Below are 16,293 nucleotides of genomic sequence, written 5' to 3'. Positions count from 1 at the left end.
CCTTCAGGCAGGGGAGGAATCAGACTCCTGCGGAGCAGGACAAGGAAAGAGCAATTGCCGTCAGGGCGATTGCTCGTCTGCCGGGACTGGGCCACCACCGCCCTCAAGCCGGTGCAAGATCTCGGAGTTGAGGGACCTGCGGGCGCGTTTGGCCTCGGAGACCAGCCATGCGTGAAGGTCGGCGGGCAAACGGAGCGTGATGCGTACTTCTTCATGATCCATACCCCAAGTTTAGTGGTAGAATGGTGTCATGACGACACAACGGAAGACGGCGGAGGGTACGGGGCACGCCCGGTACACCTACCGGCTCCGCGTGTCGTCCACGGCCCGCACCGCGCTGCTCGCCGAGTGGGACCGCTGCCGCTGGATCTGGAATGAGTGCGTTGCCAAGTCCCGGCGGATATACGCCCACAACCGCGCGCACCCGGACGACAAGCTGACGTGTGGCCCAGCCCAGCTCGACAAGATGCTGACCGAGGCCCGCGCCAAACTCCCCTGGCTCCGCGAAGGCGCCTCGGTGCCGCAGCAGCAGACCGTCCGCGACTTCGGCACGGCCCGTTCCAAGGCGCTGAAGGACATCGACACGCGCCTGCCGATCCGGCAGCGCGCGGGCATGCCCGGGGTAAGGAAGAAGCGCCAAGCGCTGCCGACGCTGAACTACACCGTCCGGGGCTTCCGCTTGAAAGATGGCCGTCTGCATCTCGCGGGCGGGATCGTGCTGACGGTGGTGTGGTCGCGGGATCTGCCGTCCGTGCCGTCCTCGGTGCGTGTGTACCGGGACAGCCTCGGACACTGGTACGCGTCGTTCGTCGCCGCCGCCGAGGTCCAGCCGCTCCCCGAGACCGGCCGTGTGCTCGGCGTGGACTGGGGCGTCAAGGAGACCGCCACCACCACATCCGACGCGCACGACCTGCCGCACGCCCAGCACGGGAAGACCGCGGCGCACAAGCTCGCCCGCTACCAGCGGATGACGTCCCGCCGTAAGCCCACGCGGGGGCACGCCGCGTCCAAGGGCTACCGGCAAGCCCGGGCGCAGGTCGCGAAGCTGCACAAGAAGGTCGCCCGGCAGCGGCAGGACACCGCCCGTAAGTGGGCCAAGCGGGTCGTCCGCGACCACGACGCCATCGCCGTCGAGGACTTCCGGCCGAAGTTCCTCTCGAGGACCACCATGGCCCGCAAAGCCGCCGACGCCGCCATCGGCGCTACCAAGACGGCCCTGATCGAGATGGGCCGCAAGCACGGGCGGGACATCCGCCTCGTTCACCCCGCGCACACCACCATGGAATGCGCGTCCTGCGGAGCGAGAACCAAGCACGCACTTCCTCTTTCGGAACGTACTTACACCTGCACCGCGTGCAAAGCCGTATCCCCTCGGGACAAGAACTCCGCACGCGTGATGCTGGTCCGGGCTGGTCTCAACCCGGCTGGTGCCGAGGGCGTAAGCCCCCCGGGAGCGCTGCTCCCGGAGGCAGCCTGAGCCAGGAATCCCCCTTCTTCAGGAGGGGGAGGAGTCAAACGGCTCTCCTTGCTGTGCGGTGCTCCCGCGCACGGGCTTGTTCCGGCCCCGGCGCGGCAGATAGACGAGCGCTTCGGTCCCGGCGAAGCGCAGGACGAACGTCGTCACCAGCGCGAGCGCGGTGGCCGACAGCACGCCCAGATGGAGCTGGTGCACGAACAGGGCGATCAGCGGGATGCGCAGCACCAGGTCGGCGTTGGCGAGCAGCGCGAACCGTCCGGCCCGGTCGAACCAGCGCCGGTGCCGGCGTCGCTCGCGGAACAGCAGGTGCTCGATGAGCAGGAAGTTCCAGGCGACGCCGAGCTGGTTGGCGAGGATCTCCGCCGGGACGTAGTGCATGCCGACGGCGGTCAGCGCCCACAGGCCGACCAGGTTGGGCAGGAAGCCGGTCAGCCCGATCAGGCCGAACCCGATCATGCGCGCGACCGGGGAGGCGGTGCGCAGTCCGGCCAGGTGACGCAGGAAGCGCAGGCCCTCCTGAGCGGTCGACTTGGACTCGCCGGCGAACCGGTCCTGGAAGACGAAGGGCACCTCGGTGACCGTGCGCGGGCGGCTGCGGACGGCGAGTTCGAGGAGGATCTTGTAACCGAGCGGCTGGAGGACGTCCGCCGTGACCGCGCTGCGGCGGATCGCGAAGAAGCCGCTCATCGGGTCGCTGATGCCGTGCAGCCGGCGCGGGAAGAGCGCCTTGGTCAGCCAGGTCGCCCCGCGCGAGACGGCGATGCGGTAGCTGCCCGCGAGGCCGGCCCGGCTGCCGCCCTTGATGTAGCGGGAGGCCACGACCAGTCCGGCGCCCGCCCGTTCGCCGGTGGCGACCAGGTCGGGCACGAGGGACGGCGGGTGCTGGCAGTCGCCGTCCATCACGACGATCCAGTCCGAGGTGGCCGCCTTCAGACCCTCGACGACCGCGCCGCCGAGCCCGCCCACCGGCTCCTCGCGGTGCAGCACGGTGACGGGGAACGGGCAGTCCTGCGCGGCCTTCTCGATGACCGCGGGCGTGTCGTCGGTGGAGTCGTCCACGAAGACGACCTCGCAGGGCAGCCGGGCCGGGACGGCCTCGGTGATCTGGTGCAGCAACTGCCGTACGTTGGCAGACTCGTTGAAGGTCGGTACGACGATGGTGACCGCGCCCGGCTCGGGGATCTCGGTGGGCTCGGTCCCGACGACCTCGCCGGGGACGGTGTGCTCCTGGCTCATCGCGCGCCTCCGGCGGACGTCTGGATCTGGCGGATCTCGATGCGGTCCTCACCGGTGCCGAAGGTGGCGACCGGCTCGGAGTGCTCCATGGCGGCCTTGACGTTGGGCAGGTCGGCCGCGTCCCGCCGCACGGTCGGCGAGGCGACGACGTAGTCGAGGTCCTTCCAGCCGTGCGGCATCGTCTTCGTCACGGCCGGGTCGAGGTCGGCCTTGTAGAACCAGATGACGCCGAGGCCGGGCCGGTAGCCCTGGTGCACCAGGTCCAGCCAGAGCGCGTCGTCGACCAGCACCCGGGTCTTCTCCGGGTCCTCGACCTCCGTGGCCAGCCACGTCGAGGCGGCCTTGTAGGGGGCGTTGGCGTCGGTGGTGACGGCCGTGCGGGCACCGTCGTACCAGTGCGGGACGACGTAGGCGCCGGCGGCCAGGGCGAGGACGGCGGCGAGGGTGTACCGGCCCACGCTGACGTACCGTTTCTCCGCCTCGGAGCGCCAGCGGCTCAGCACCGCGTGGGCGACGGAGGCGGTGCCCCCGGCGAGGACCAGCGCGAGGAACGGCAGGGCCTGGATGACGTACATCGCGGGCAGGTAGCCGTTGGGGCGCAGGGCCAGCGCGGCGAAGATCGCGACGGCCAGGGCGGGTCCGGCCAGGGCGCGGGCGGTGACCGACCAGCGCCAGGTGAGGAGCAGCAGCAGGGCGCCCGCGAGGCCGCCGAGGGGCAGGATCCGGTCGTAGTAGAGCCACGACTGGAGCACGCCCCAGGAGCCGGAGCCCTGGTCGAGGATGAAGCCCGAACCGGGTCTGGTCATCTGGTACTTGACGCCGTCCCAGAGGGACACGTGCCCGGCACCCGGCAGCAGCTCGCCCTTGAGCAGGGCGAACAGCGGATACGAGAAGCCGATCAGGGCGCAGGCCGTGACGGCTCCGGTGAGGGCGAACTTGCGGGTGTCGCGGTGGCTGTGGCGCCACATGGTGAGGAACAGGGCGGGCAGGACGATGAGCATCGTCTCCTTGGTGAGGACGGCCGTGGCGGCCGCGATGCCCGCGCCGAAGTGGTGCCAGAGGTGGCGGCTCGGGGAGGCGGCCAGCGTGAAGGCCAGCAGCGTCCACATCACCGCGAGGTTGTCGAGGAAGATCTCCCGCTGGAGCACGATCGACAGCGGCGAGAGCCCGAAGAACACCATGCCGAGGGCGGCCGCCCAGCGGGGCAGCGCCAGGCGCCGGCCCAGCACGAAGACCAGGACCGCGCTGATGCCGCTGATCACCAGCATCGCGGCGCGCATGGTGCCCACCGTCATCGACTCGGGGCTGATCAGCGCGGGGATCCAGGTCAGCAGGGCGATCTGGATCCAGCCGAGCGGCGGATGGTCGTACCAGTAGGTGTAGTGGGCGAGTCCGTCGCCCTGCTGGACCGACCAGGCCTGGGCGAGGTAGGTGCCCTCGTCGTCGCTGAGGGCCGGGTAGTCGGCGATGTTCCAGCCCTGCACGACGAGGATCGCCGCGAGGAGGACACCGCACAGGAGCAGGTCGGGCCGGGAGGAGCGCAGCCGGCTCGGCGGCTCGACGCGCCGGTGCGCACCGGCGCGGGGCGCAGGCCCGCGCTGCGCGGGGACCTTCGCAGCGGTCACCGCGGGAAGGGTGGAGGTCACGCGGGAACGTCCTCTCGGGTCACTGCCGTCTCGTCGAGGTGCGCGCCGACGTGGGTCGTCAGCTCCCAGTCGTTGCGGCCGCGCTGCTCGCGCCAGACGGCCCGCACGGCCGCGCCGGCGAGCAGGACCTGGTAGAAGGGGCCGCCCACGATCAGCTTCAGGTAATGCGCGAAGCGGACCCGCAGGCCGTACTGCTTGCCGAAGTCGTGCAGTCCGACGATCTCGAAGACGAACGTGACCAGGGCGGTGACGGCCGGCAGGAAGGTGACGAAGGCGATGCCGACGGGCACGTCCAGGAACAGGGCGATCGCCACGTTGAGCGGGATGATCAGGCCGGTGAAGGCCTGCATGAACGGCGTCATGAGGGTGTAGCGGGCGAGGAGGCGCTGCCCGAGGGTGGGCAGCTGCTTCCAGTCCTTCTTCCGGTACACCTGGAGGAATCCCTGGTTCCAGCGGGTGCGCTGCTTCAGCAGGGACATCAGCGAACCCGGGGTCTCCTCGCGGGTCACCATGTCGGAGTCGTAGGCGACGACGACCTTCTTGCCGACGCTGGACAGGCGCACGCCCAGGTCGCAGTCCTCGGCGAGGCAGTCCGGGTCCCAGCCGCCGGCTTCCCTGAGGACGTCCGTGCGGACGAAGACGGTGTTGCCGCCGAGCGGAATGAAACCTTTCTGCGCGTGCAGGTGGAGCCGCGAGCGGAACCAGAAGAAGTACTCCAGGCAGTTGCGCAGGCTGTACCAGCTGGAGTGGAAGTTGATCAGCTGCACCCCGCCCTGGACGACGTCCGCACCGGTGGTGAGGAAGGCGTGGTCGACGTGGGCGAGGAGCTCGGGGTGGACCTGGTCCTCCGCGTCGAAGACCCCGACGACGGCGCCACGGCAGTGCGGCAGCGCCGTGTTCATCGCCTTCGGCTTGTTCTTCTTCTCGTGCGTGTCGACGACGACCCGGACCCGTGGGTCACGCGCGGCGGCCCGCTCGGCGACCGCGGTGGTCTCCGGGTCGTCGTGTCCGACGATCACGATGATCTCGAAGTCGGTGTGGCTCGACTCCAGCAGCCGCTGGATCGTGTGGTCCAGCACCGCCTGTTCGTGCCGGGCGGGCAGCAGCAGCGAGAAGGAGACGTGCCCGTCCCCGTCCGGGCTGCTGAACCGGGTGGAGGCGAGCACTTCCGGCGTACGCCAGGCGTGCATCTGCCACCACAGGGTGAACGCCGCCATCCAGAACAGGGCAAGCGAAACGGCAGCGATGAAGACAGACGTCAGCAAACAGATCCCCCCAGATCCCAGAACCCCCTGTCGTGACGGTGGGCCGGTGCGGCCTCGTCCGCCACGTCACTGTGCAGAGATTAGGGGGGAACTGTGAAGCACGGGGGCTGTTCAGATAAAGACCATGTTTCCGTTGATACGTGACTTCAGCCACTCAAGACCGTACTGAGCCGATCGGGGTCGGTCGTCGGGGCGTCACAGGTGAAGTTACGGCAGACGTACGCGGCCGGTTCACCGCCGACCAGCGGACGGTCCGCGAGCAGGGGGAACTCCTCGCTGCCGGGCACGCCCGCGGCGACCACCGCACCGGGCGCGGTGCCCAGAAGTGCCGTGCGGTGCAGGGCCCTTGTGCCCTCGTCGTCCAGGGCCGGACCCACGATCGCCACCTCCCGCGGACCGTCCAGCACGGCCTCGGCCGCGGCCAGTCCCCAGCCGATGAAGCGGGGCACCCGTGGTCCCAGCGCCTTCACGACCCCCAACGCCCGTTCGGCGGCGGTGCGGTGGGGCTCGGAACCGGTGTGCGCGGCGTAACTCAGCAGGGCGTTCGCGGCCGCCGTCCAGCCGGACGGGGCCGCGTTGTCGGTCGGGTCCTGCGGGCGCCGGATCAGCCGCTCCGCGTCGGCCGCGGTGTCGAACAGCGCGCCCGACTCGGGGTCGGTGAAGCGGACCACGACGTGGTCGAGGAGGAACCCGGCGAACTCCAGCCAGACGCCCTCCCCGGTGACGGACGCGAGCGCGAGGAAGCCCTCCGCCACATCGGCGTAGTCCTCCAGGACACCGGAGTTGGCGCCGGCGTGGCCGTCCTTGCTGGTGCGGGTGAGCCGGGCCTGCTCGTCCAGGTGCAGCCGGACCAGGAGGTCGGCCGCGGCGACGGCGGCCTCGACCAGGTCGGGCCGGTCGAAGTAGGCGCCGGTCTCGGCGAGCGCGGCGATCGCGAGGCCGTTCCAGGCGGCGACGACCTTGTCGTCCCGGCCGGGCGCGGGCCGCTCGGCCCGCGCCGCGAGCAGCCGCTCCCGGATCGAGGCGACCTTCCCGGCATCGAACACACCGTCCCGTACAGGTAGTTGCAGGACGGACGCACCCTCCTCGAACGTGCCCTCCTCGGTGACGCCGAAGACCTGCGCCGCGAGGTCGGCGTCCTGCTCGCCGAGGACCTCCCGCAACTGCCCGGGCGTCCAGACGTAGCACGCGCCCTCGACGTGCCGGCCCGTGCCGTCGTCGCTGTCGGCGTCCAGCGCGGAGGCGAACCCGCCCTCGTTCGTGCGCAGTTCGCGCACCATGAAGTCGGCGGTCTCCAGGGCGACCCGGCGCGCGAGCTCGGAGCCGGTGGAGCGCCAGAGGTGGGCGTACACCCGGCACAGCAGGGCGTTGTCGTACAGCATCTTCTCGAAGTGCGGCACGACCCAGTCGCGGTCGACGGAGTAGCGGGCGAAGCCGCCGCCGAGCTGGTCGTACATGCCGCCCCGGGCCATGCGCTCGCAGGTGTCCCGCGCCATCTGCAGCGCCCCCTCGGCGCCGGTGCGGGCGTGGTGGCGCAGCAGGAACTCCAGCACCATGGACGGCGGGAACTTCGGCGCCCCGCCGAAGCCGCCGCGCTGCGGGTCGTACTCCCGGGTGAGCCCGAGCAGCGCCTGCGCGAGCTCCTCCTCACCCGGGGTCTGCGCGTCGCCGTAGGAGATCTCCCGCCCGGCCAGGTCCCGGACGATCTTCCCGGCGACCTCGGTCACCTCGTCCCGCCGCTCCTCCCACGCCTGGTGCACGCCCTGGAGCACCTGCCGGAACGAGGGCATGCCCTGGCGGGGGGCGGGCGGGAAGTACGTACCGAAGTAGAACGGCTCGGCGTCCGGGGTGAGGAAGACCGTCATGGGCCAGCCGCCCTGCCCGGTCGCGGCCTGCACGGCCTCCATGTAGACGGCGTCCACGTCGGGACGCTCCTCGCGGTCGACCTTCACGCTCACGTAGTGCGCGTTGAGGTACTCGGCGGTCTCCTGGTCCTCGAAGGACTCGTGCGCCATCACGTGACACCAGTGACAGCTGCTGTAGCCGACGCTGAGCAGAACGGGCACGTTCCGCTTCCGGGCCTCGTCGAAAGCCTCCTCCGACCAGGGCCACCAGTCGACGGGGTTGTCGGCGTGCTGAAGGAGGTAGGGGGACGTTTCGTGCGCCAGTCGGTTCGGCATGGTGTCCATCCTGCCGCAGTACCCGGCCCCGCACGCGTCAGGCGTCGCGCGGCGCCTGCCGCGGTCTCCCTTCCCCCTTCCGGCCGGTGCGCGGGATCCGCTCCGCTCCACCTTCCAGCCGGTGCGCGGGATCCGCCCGGTAGTGGTCCGGTACCGGGCCCCGGTGAGGAGCTACGCGCTCGGTACCACCGGACGCCGACGTGGCCGGACGCGGCTTCCCGTCCCGTTCCCGCGGCGTTCCCGCCCTCCGGTGAGCGGCTGGGGGCACCGGACGCACCGTTGATCGTCGCCCCCTCGCGCTCACGCCTCCCACCAAGGACACTCGTAGGCACAGGAGTTGTGGCCGGAGGGGGACCTTGACATGCGGGACGGTCATCGGGCGGAGGCCGAGCGGCTGTTGGGAAGAGCCGTGGAGGAGGAGGTGCGCCGCACGGGCGGCCGCACCGACGGGAACGTGCTGCTCGCGCGGGCGCGCGGCGCGCTCGACGTGATGGCACGCAACGCGTCCGAGGAGTACGAGGCCTACACCCGCGCCCTGGACGAGGCGGCGGCCGGCCAGCTCACCTTCGGGCAGCGCTACGCCCGCGAGGGCGCCGGGACACCGCTGCTGGTGGCCGGCGTGGCGGCGGTCGCGGCCGTCGTCGCCGACATGGCCCTGGGCACGGGCACCGGCACCGCGCTCGGGGCGGGTGCCACGGTGGGCGTCGTGGGGGCCGCGGCGACGGTGCTGAAGGTCGTGGGGTCGCATCTGCCGGCCGCGCACCATCGCGCCGGGGCCGCGAGCCAGCCGGGCGGGCCCGAGCAGTTGCGGCTGCAGTGGCTGACGGCGCTGGAGGTGCGCGGCATCCGGCCGTTCCTGGACCAGCAGCGGGTGCTCGCGGCCTCGACCGGGCCCACGAAGACGGGCCCGCGGCTGCGCGGCGCGGACAAGAGCGCGGCGGCTCGCGGGCGCAACGTGCTGGAGCAGTCCTTCGGGCAGCTCCCCGAGCCCGCGCGGCCCTTCGCCGGGCGGCGGGCCGAGCTGGCGCAGATCCGGCAGTGGGTGCAGGCGGCCCGGGCGAGCACGGAGACCCAGCCGACCGTGGTGGTGCTGCACGGCGAGCCCGGCAGCGGCCGTACCGCGCTCGCGGTGCACGCCACGCACGATCTGCGGGACTACTTCCGCGGCGCCTGTGTCGTCGACCTGCGCGCCGAAGGGCCGGGGGGATCCCCGCTGTCCACCCGTGAGGCCCTGCTCCATCTGCTGAACCGGCTCGGCGCGCCCCGCGAGCAGCTCCTGTTCCGCGAGCGTTCGTCCCCCGACCAGCAGGTCAAACGGCTGAGCGAGCTGTACCACCAGCATCTGACGGGCCTGCCCGTCACGGTCGTCCTCGATGACGCCTCGGACCCGGAGCAGATCCGTGCGCTGGTCCCGGAGCGGTCCGACAGCCTGGTGCTGGTGACCGCGCGGGGCCCGCTGGAGCTGGACGGCCTGCCCGCCCGGGTGCACCGGCTGGCGGTGGAGCCGCTGGACGCCGCCGGTGCGGAGGAACTGCTGGGCGCGGCCGCGCAGGACCGCACCGGACCGTACGACGCGGAGTCCGCCGACCGGGTCCGGGAGCTGTGCGGCGGGCTGCCGCTGGCACTGCGCATCGCGGGCTCCTGCCTCGGCCCGCGCTCCCCGCGTGCGCTGGCCACGGACCTCGACGCGTACGGCCCCGTCGAGCCGGTCGAGCGCGCCCTGTGGCTGCGCTACACCGACCAGCCGGAGACCGTGCGGCGGTTGCTGCGCCGGCTGGCCCTGGCCGGGCGGGCCTCGCTGGGTGCCGCGGCGGCCGCCGCGCTGCTGGCCACCGACGAGGCGGAGGCCAAACGCCATCTGGAGATCCTGACCCGGGCCGGCCTGATCGACCACGTCCGGGGCGACCGCTACCGGCTGCACGACCTGGTCCGCTCCTTCGCCCAGGCCCGCCTCCTCGACGAGGAGGAGCCGGCCGAACGCACCGCCGCGCAGGAGCGGCTGATCGTGAACTACGCCGAGCTGGCCGACTCGGTGCTGCGCATGGTCGACGGCAACATGTCGACACGCACCAACCGCTTCAGCCCGTACGGCTTCACCTCCCTCGACGAGGCGCTGCGCTGGCTGGACGACGAGTCGAGCTTCATCACGGCGGCGCTGCGGCACGCCGAGGGCGTGAACCAGGCGGCGGTGCTGAACCTGCTGGGCGCCCTGTGCGACTACTGCCTGCTGCGGGGCGACCTGTACCGGCTGGGCGAGATCAGTGAGCTGGCGCAGGCGGTGGACGAGGGCCTGCTGGTCCGCTCGGTGCAGTGGCGCACGGGTATCGCGGCACGGCAGCTGGGCGAACTGGACAAGGCCCGCACCACCCTCGCGTCGGTCGTGGACCTCTACCGGGAGGCCCACCACGACGCCGGTGCCGCCCGCGCGCTGTGCTCCCTCGGCATCACCCTGCACCACCAGGGCAATCTGACCGAGGCGTCGGAGAAGCTCCGCGAGGCCCTGGCGCTGCAGGCCTCCCCCGAGCTGGCCACGGACCGCGCCTGGACGATGCACGCCCTGGCCGCGGTCGAGCGGGACCGCGCACGGGTGGGCGAGGCCCTGGACCTGCTGACCGAGTCACTGGTCCTGCACCGCGCGGGCGAATCCGTGCACGGCCAGGCGTGGGCGCACTTCCAGCTCGGCCAGCTGGGGCTGCGCATGGGTGACGTCCCGCGTGCGCAGGCCGAGCTGCGGGCGGCCCTGGACCTGTACGGGCGCACCCGTGACGCCCGTGGTGAGGCCTGGGCGCTGACCCAGCTGGCCCGGGCGCTGCTGGTCGCGGGTGACGCGTCCCCGGCGGTGGAGGAGCTGCGCGGGGCGGCCGCGCGCCACCGCGACAACGAGGACGCGCGCGGCGAGGCCTGGACGCTGTACTACCTGGGCCAGGCCCTGGAGGAGACCGGCGACCTCGACCAGGCCGTCCGTGAACTGGAACGCGCCCGCACGATGTTCTCCCGCATGCGGGACGTCTACGGCCTGGCCTGCGCACGCCACCACTCGGCCCGCGTCACCCGGGACCAGCGGGCGGCCCAGACCGGCTCCCTGCGCAACTCCGGCTTCGCCCGCCAGCTGCTGGTCGACGCCCGGGCCGACTTCCAGCGCATCGGCGTCGCCCACGGGGAGGCGTGGACGTGCCTGGAGCTGGTGGTCGTCGACGCGGGCAACGCCCGCGTCCAGCAGGCCCTGGCCCTGTGCGACGAGGCGGTGGAGCTGTTCACGTCCTACGGCGACCGCCGGGGCGAGGACTGGGCCCGGTTCCTGCGCTGCACCCTGCTCCCCTACGCCGCCCCGGGCGGCATCGAGGTGGGGACGGCGGTGGCGCAGGAGGAACTGGCGCACCTGTCCCGCACGGGCCACGACCTGCGCGACGCCAAACTCGACGACTACCTCGACGCCTACCGGCTGCTGCTGGAGCGCGGCGTGACCCTTGAGGCGGGCTGGCAGGCCTGGCGCCTCGGCATGGTCCCGAACCGGCACGCGCGCGAGGTGATGGGGGTGCCGGTGACACCGAGGGCATAGGCCTCGCGGCGCGGAGCACCCCCGCACGCCGGCGATCCCGGCAGGGGCGCCCTCGTCGACGGGTGCGGTCCCCGTCGACGAGGGCGCCCCCTCGGGGGCGTCAGCTCTGCTTCTTGCCGGTCCCGCCGGAGGGCTCTGCCGCCGGGGTCGCCGCGGACGGTTTCGCCGGGGACGGTTCCGTCGCCGACTGGTCCCGCTGCTCGGCCTCGGGGTCCGGGACCTGGGTGAAGTCGACCCGGTTCATGTGCCGGCTCATGGACTTCATCAGGGCCCACACCGCCACGGCCATCGCCGCGAAGACGATGAAGCCGAGGACTCCGGGGGTGACCTTGTCCTCGTCGACCTCCTTGGCGAAGGAGACGAGATGCGTCATTGCCAGGCTTGCGCTTGCGCTCATGTCAGGCATTGTCGCGGATGCCCGCAAAGAGGTCGTCCTCGGGGAGGGAGGTATCGACGAGGGACTTCGCCAGCTCGTACTCCTCCGTCGGCCAGACCTCCTTCTGGATCTCCATGGGCACCTTGAACCAGCCCCCGTCCGGGTCGATCTGCGTGGCGTGGGCGATCAGCGCCTTGTCACGGATCTCGAAGAACTCGGCGCACGGGATGTGCGTGGTGAGCGTGCGCTGCTTCATGCCGAACTCTTCCCAGCGCTTGAGCCAGTCCCCGTACGGGGACTCCATGCCGCGGTCGAGCATCGCCTGGTGCAGGGCCTCGGTGCGCGGGCGGTTGAAGCCCTGGTTGTAGTACAGCTTCTGCGGCTGGTAGGCGGGGCCGTACTCGGCCTCCGGGTACTTCTCGGTGTCCGCGGCCGACTCGAACGCCACCATGGAGATCTTGTGGGTCATGATGTGGTCGGGGTGCGGGTAGCCGCCGTTCTCGTCGTAGGTGGTGATCACCTGGGGGCGGAAGGCGCGGATCTTGCGCACCAGCTCACCGGCCGCGTGGTCCACGTCCTCCAGGGCGAAGCAGCCCTCCGGCAGCGGCGGCAGCGGGTCGCCCTCGGGCAGCCCGGAGTCGACGAAGCCGAGCCACTCCTGCTTGACGCCCAGGATCTCCCGGGCCTCGTCCATCTCCTTCTTGCGCACCTCGTGGATGTGCTCCTCGATGTACGCGTCGCCCTGGAGCTTCGGATTGAGGATGGAGCCGCGTTCCCCGCCCGTGCAGGTCACGACCAGCACGTCCACCCCCTCGGACACGTACTTCGCCATGGTCGCGGCGCCCTTGCTCGACTCGTCGTCGGGGTGGGCGTGAACGGCCATCAGTCGCAACTGGTCAGTCAAGACTCAATCCTCAGTAAGTCGGCGCCCTGTGTGCGTCGGCGCAATCAGCGGCTTCTATAGTGACCGAATCGGGGGGCGAATAATTCCGGGGCCCGGGTCCCGGAGCCCCTTCCGGGACCCTCGTCCCGGCCCTTCCAGGAGGACGATCATGAGTACGGCGAGCACGCGACCGCCCGAGGGCCGTTACGGCCGTTCCTCGGACGAGCGCGCCGACCGCACGCTCAAGGTCGTGGGCGCCGTCTTGGCGGTGGCACTGCTGGGACTCATCGGCTGGTTCGGCTACCACTACGTCGCCAAGAACGAGATCAGCGCCGAGGTGATCAGCTTCGAGCCCGGCGAGAAGTCCGTCCGGGTGCATCTGGAGGTCCGCAAGGACGCCGGTACCGACGGCTACTGCACCGTGCGCTCGCAGGCCGAGAGCGGCGCCGAGGTGGGCCGGGCCGACTTCCGCTTCGACGGGGACGGGACCCGCATCGACAAGGTCGTCACCCTGCGTACGACCTCACCGGGGACCACCGCCGAGCTGCTGGGCTGCCACACCGGCTGAGACCGCTCGACCTCACCTGGAATACGTAGAGCCTGACCTGCATTGACGTGATTGACGTCGCATATGTCCTCCCCCTCGGGCCCCTGAATTGTTAGGCTCGTGGTTTCGCCCTTCCGTGAAGGAACATTCTTCTGGGTAGGGCGATGCTTTGTATTCCCAGTACCTACGAGGAGCACCTGTGACCCAGACCAGCGAGAACGTCACCTGGCTGACCCAGGAGGCGTACAACAAGCTCAAGGCTGAGCTTGAGCACCTTACTGGTCCCGCGCGGGCGGAGATCTCCGCGAAGATCGCCGCCGCGCGCGAAGAGGGCGACCTGCGTGAGAACGGCGGGTACCACGCGGCCAAGGAGGAGCAGGGCAAGCAGGAGCTCCGCGTGCGCCAGCTCACCCAGCTCCTGGAGAGCGCCAAGGTCGGTGAGGCGCCCGCGGCGGACGGTGCGGTGGCGCCGGGCATGGTCGTCACGATCGCGTTCGACGGCGACGAGGACGACACCCTGACGTTCCTGCTCGCCTCCCGGGAGTACGCCAGTTCCGACATCGAGACCTACTCGCCGCAGTCCCCGCTGGGCAGCGGCGTGATCGGCCACAAGGTCGGCGAGGACGCCGAGTACGAGCTGCCGAACGGCAAGAAGGCCCTGGTGAAGATCCTCAAGGCCGAGCCGTACGAGGGCTGACCGGCCGCCCGACCCTGCCAGAGCCCCCGGCGCCGCAGCGGTGCCGGGGGCCTTGTCATGCCGTCGCCGAGCGGTACTTGCGCACCGCCAGGGTCCGGAAGATCACCAGGATCAGGATGGAGTAATGAGGGCCGTCTGCACGGAGTCGGCGAGGGTACGGCCGGTGAGCACCGCGCCGCGTGCCATCGGCAGGGAGCGGAAGCGGTCGATGAGGCCCTTGTGCATGTCGTCGGCGATGCCGGCGCCGGAGCTGGCGGTGGCGAATGTGACGGTCTGCGCGAAGATGCCCGCCATCAGGAAGTTCTTGTAGTCGGCGGCGCCGGTGCTGTTGCCGATCTGCATGGAGCCGCCGAAGACGTAGGTGAACAGCACCACGAACATGATCGGCTGGATCAGGCCGTAGATGATCATCGGGAAACGTCTGCCCCGATCTTCGCGCTGTTGCACTCGGCGTCACTGCCCCTCCGACCAGCCCGTTCGGCGGTGTACTCCGGATCGGATGCGCCCGTCACCTCCATAGGGGGCAGCACGTACAGGGGCGGCGGTGCAACGCCTTCGTAGGGCGCCAGAGCCTCTAGCGCAGCCTCGTACTCGCCACTGCCCCACCAGTGCTGTGCACGCCGATACAGGGCCGCCCAGCCCCGTCCCCCGATCTGCTCCGAGCCGTCGTAGTCCTTCCATTTCTTCCCGGAACGCACCTTGTCCAGCATCGCCTCAAAGCCGTCCCGGACGTCCTTCCACTGACGGCTGGGTGAGACGATGCCCTCGATCTCGTGCCGCTGCTCGTCTGTGATCGCGACAGGGATGGTCACGCCGGTCTCTTGGTGCCACGCAGCGATCGGGTCCGTCACGCCTTTGTGGCGAGACTCGCCCTTGCCAGTGATCTGCACACGCACATCCAGCAGGTCCAACAGGTCCTGCTTCTGCTCGAACGTGAAGTCGTCCAAGCGACCGTCAACCTTCTCGATCTTGGCGAGCATGTTCTGAGTGCGGCTTTCCTGCCCCTCAACCTCGCACAGCCACTCGGCGACACGCTCACGCTCGGCAACAAGGTCGGCTTCCTGCTGCCTCAGCTCCGCCTTCATCTCTTCGACAAGCTTGGCGTCGTCATCGTCGTCCCGGTCATCGATGGAGGCGAGGAGGAGGGCAGTCTTGCGCTTGCGACTGGCACGCTTCTTCTCGATCTGCTCGTCCAACTCCGCCAGCCGTCGGCGATAGGACGCGGATCGCTGGGGCACGGTCCCCAAGGACTCCTCCACCAGCCTGCGGAGCTTGTCCTTGTCGGACATCAGCTTCTCGACCTCAGCCCAGACTGCCTCGTCCACCTCGTCACAGGGGATCTCCCAGCAGTCCGCGTGGGACTCGGGCACCTCTCCGTCCGTGCGGCTGGCCATGCATCGGTAGTAGCGGCCAGCCGTATGAGTCGAGCGACTCTCCGTGACCATCGCGCCCGTGCGGTGCGCACCACAGACGCTGAAGAGACGGTTCGAGAGCAGGTACTTGCCGTGCTTGCCCTTGACGCGGGCACCGCGCGCGAGGGCGGCCCTCAGCTCCTCCGCTCGGTTCTCCGGCAATGCCTTGGGGAGGTCAATGCGGAAGGTGGTGGTGATCTCCTCACCGTCCTCGTTCTCTCCGGCGAAAACGAACTCAACGTAGCCCTTGAGAGCAGCCATGACACGGCCGACGAGGTTTCCGCCCTCCCACTCCCTGCCCCGGCGCGTTCGGTAGCCAAGGGCACTGAGGTGGCGGGCGCCGCCCTCCCGAGTCACCGGCTCAGGCGAATCGATCATGAAGTCTGCGAACTTCTCGATCTGTTCGATCTCTGCGGGGTTGAGCGCAGGGTTCCCGTCAGCGTCGAGCATGTAGCCGAAGGGCGGCTCACCCAGAGGCCAGCCTCCGACCGCAGCCTTCTGCATCCGACCGCCGGACGTACGCTCCAAGATCAGGGCGTGCTCTACCTCGGCAAGGTATGCGAGCAAAGAGAGCTGGATGCCGAACATGTCATCATCGGAGTCGATCCGGCCGTCAGCGGTGGCCACACGCACACCCTTGTCCGTCACGTCGTAGACCCAACGGTGGATGTTCTTCATGGTGCGTCCGATGCGGTCCAGCTTGCCGAAGACGATCAAGTCCAGACGGCCGCCAAGAGCGTCAGCCGTGAGGCGGTCGAGGTCTTGGCGGTTGGCAAGCTTGCCCGACACGCCCCCGTCCACGTAGACGTCAACGATGGTGTGAGGCACGTCGCGCAGGGCGTACGCCAGCCAGGCGCGGCACTGCTCTTCCTGAACCTTGAGCCCGTAAGCTTCGAGCTGCTGCGCCGTCGACACCCGCAGATAGATGGCAACCCGAAGGGTCCTCTGCTGAAGGGAGCGCGCAAGGGTACGCTTCGCCATAGTCAGTCCTCCACGACTGGCCAGCGACCCCAGC

12 protein-coding genes and 1 pseudogene are annotated in these 16,293 nt (G+C 70.3%); 4 read left to right on the top strand and 9 right to left on the bottom strand.

Annotation, left to right across the window (positions count from 1 at the left end):
• Positions 1–60: 60 nt before the first annotated feature.
• Positions 61–222 carry an Arc family DNA-binding protein gene (locus tag ACFV20_RS00850; RefSeq protein WP_385650796.1) on the bottom strand — a complete coding sequence of 54 codons (162 nt, stop codon included), beginning with the start codon at positions 220–222 and terminating at the stop codon, positions 61–63.
• Positions 223–250: 28 nt separating this feature from the next.
• Here ACFV20_RS00850 and ACFV20_RS00845 point away from each other — a divergent pair, with 28 nt between their 5' ends.
• A complete protein-coding gene (locus ACFV20_RS00845; protein WP_385650794.1) occupies positions 251–1,477 on the top strand; it encodes an RNA-guided endonuclease InsQ/TnpB family protein in 1,227 nt (408 codons plus the stop codon).
• Between the two features lie 18 nt (positions 1,478–1,495).
• Here the strand turns inward: ACFV20_RS00845 and ACFV20_RS00840 are convergent, their stop codons facing one another.
• The 4 genes from ACFV20_RS00840 to ACFV20_RS00825 form a co-directional block, all read right to left on the bottom strand.
• Positions 1,496–2,713: a glycosyltransferase gene (locus tag ACFV20_RS00840; protein WP_385650792.1), complete on the bottom strand. Its 1,218-nt coding sequence runs from the start codon at positions 2,711–2,713 to the stop codon at positions 1,496–1,498.
• On the bottom strand, positions 2,710–4,359 hold the full coding sequence (locus tag ACFV20_RS00835) for an ArnT family glycosyltransferase (protein WP_385650789.1): 1,650 nt from the start codon (positions 4,357–4,359) through the stop codon (positions 2,710–2,712). The genes ACFV20_RS00840 and ACFV20_RS00835 overlap by 4 nt, the downstream gene beginning before the upstream one ends.
• The gene (locus ACFV20_RS00830) at positions 4,356–5,624 is read right to left on the bottom strand and encodes a glycosyltransferase (RefSeq protein WP_385650787.1); all 1,269 of its coding nucleotides are present in this window, start codon (positions 5,622–5,624) and stop codon (positions 4,356–4,358) included. The genes ACFV20_RS00835 and ACFV20_RS00830 overlap by 4 nt, the downstream gene beginning before the upstream one ends.
• Before the next feature lie 146 nt (positions 5,625–5,770).
• The gene (locus ACFV20_RS00825; RefSeq protein ID WP_385650785.1) at positions 5,771–7,804 is read right to left on the bottom strand and encodes a thioredoxin domain-containing protein; all 2,034 of its coding nucleotides are present in this window, start codon (positions 7,802–7,804) and stop codon (positions 5,771–5,773) included.
• Positions 7,805–8,165: 361 nt separating this feature from the next.
• On the opposite strand from ACFV20_RS00825, the gene ACFV20_RS00820 reads away from it, so the two are divergent.
• Positions 8,166–11,363, top strand: a complete 3,198-nt coding sequence (locus ACFV20_RS00820; RefSeq protein ID WP_385650782.1) for a tetratricopeptide repeat protein — start codon at positions 8,166–8,168, stop codon at positions 11,361–11,363.
• Positions 11,364–11,463: 100 nt separating this feature from the next.
• Here the strand turns inward: ACFV20_RS00820 and ACFV20_RS00815 are convergent, their stop codons facing one another.
• Positions 11,464–11,769 carry a hypothetical protein gene (locus ACFV20_RS00815; RefSeq protein WP_385650779.1) on the bottom strand — a complete coding sequence of 102 codons (306 nt, stop codon included), beginning with the start codon at positions 11,767–11,769 and terminating at the stop codon, positions 11,464–11,466.
• Positions 11,762–12,643 (bottom strand): mycothiol conjugate amidase Mca, encoded by an 882-nt coding sequence (gene mca / locus ACFV20_RS00810; RefSeq protein WP_385650776.1) that lies wholly within the window; start codon positions 12,641–12,643, stop codon positions 11,762–11,764. Before mca ends, ACFV20_RS00815 begins: the two co-directional genes overlap by 8 nt.
• A gap of 148 nt (positions 12,644–12,791) precedes the next feature.
• Between mca and ACFV20_RS00805 the strand changes: the two genes are divergently transcribed.
• Both ACFV20_RS00805 and greA read left to right on the top strand, forming a co-directional pair.
• Positions 12,792–13,190 carry a DUF4307 domain-containing protein gene (locus ACFV20_RS00805; protein WP_385650774.1) on the top strand — a complete coding sequence of 133 codons (399 nt, stop codon included), beginning with the start codon at positions 12,792–12,794 and terminating at the stop codon, positions 13,188–13,190.
• 178 nt (positions 13,191–13,368) lie between these two features.
• Complete coding sequence (gene greA, locus ACFV20_RS00800; protein WP_385650772.1) at positions 13,369–13,866, top strand: transcription elongation factor GreA; 498 nt, start codon at positions 13,369–13,371, stop codon at positions 13,864–13,866.
• A 126-nt stretch (positions 13,867–13,992) separates the two neighbouring features.
• Here the strand turns inward: greA and ACFV20_RS00795 are convergent.
• A pseudogene (locus ACFV20_RS00795) lies at positions 13,993–14,277 on the bottom strand (ABC transporter permease); the annotation flags it as partial.
• Complete coding sequence (locus tag ACFV20_RS00790; RefSeq protein WP_385650770.1) at positions 14,274–16,259, bottom strand: recombinase family protein; 1,986 nt, start codon at positions 16,257–16,259, stop codon at positions 14,274–14,276. The pseudogene ACFV20_RS00795 and the gene ACFV20_RS00790, both read right to left, overlap by 4 nt.
• Positions 16,260–16,293 lie beyond the last annotated feature (34 nt).

Source organism: Streptomyces sp. NPDC059696, from assembly GCF_042733745.1.
Taxonomy (GTDB): domain Bacteria; phylum Actinomycetota; class Actinomycetes; order Streptomycetales; family Streptomycetaceae; genus Streptomyces.
Note: the sequence above shows the minus strand (reverse complement) of the source record. Positions and strands in the feature narration are given on the sequence as shown.

What these genes read in the sequence shown, in the direction of transcription:
- ACFV20_RS00805 (WP_385650774.1), top strand. Translation starts at nt 12,792, where the DNA reads ATGAGTACGGCGAGCACGCGACCGCCCGAGGGCCGTTACGGCCGTTCC.
- ACFV20_RS00825 (WP_385650785.1), bottom strand. Translation starts at nt 7,804, where the DNA reads ATGCCGAACCGACTGGCGCACGAAACGTCCCCCTACCTCCTTCAGCAC.
- ACFV20_RS00815 (WP_385650779.1), bottom strand. Translation starts at nt 11,769, where the DNA reads ATGCCTGACATGAGCGCAAGCGCAAGCCTGGCAATGACGCATCTCGTC.
- ACFV20_RS00840 (WP_385650792.1), bottom strand. Translation starts at nt 2,713, where the DNA reads ATGAGCCAGGAGCACACCGTCCCCGGCGAGGTCGTCGGGACCGAGCCC.
- ACFV20_RS00845 (WP_385650794.1), top strand. Translation starts at nt 251, where the DNA reads ATGACGACACAACGGAAGACGGCGGAGGGTACGGGGCACGCCCGGTAC.
- ACFV20_RS00850 (WP_385650796.1), bottom strand. Translation starts at nt 222, where the DNA reads ATGGATCATGAAGAAGTACGCATCACGCTCCGTTTGCCCGCCGACCTT.
- ACFV20_RS00820 (WP_385650782.1), top strand. Translation starts at nt 8,166, where the DNA reads ATGCGGGACGGTCATCGGGCGGAGGCCGAGCGGCTGTTGGGAAGAGCC.
- ACFV20_RS00790 (WP_385650770.1), bottom strand. Translation starts at nt 16,259, where the DNA reads ATGGCGAAGCGTACCCTTGCGCGCTCCCTTCAGCAGAGGACCCTTCGG.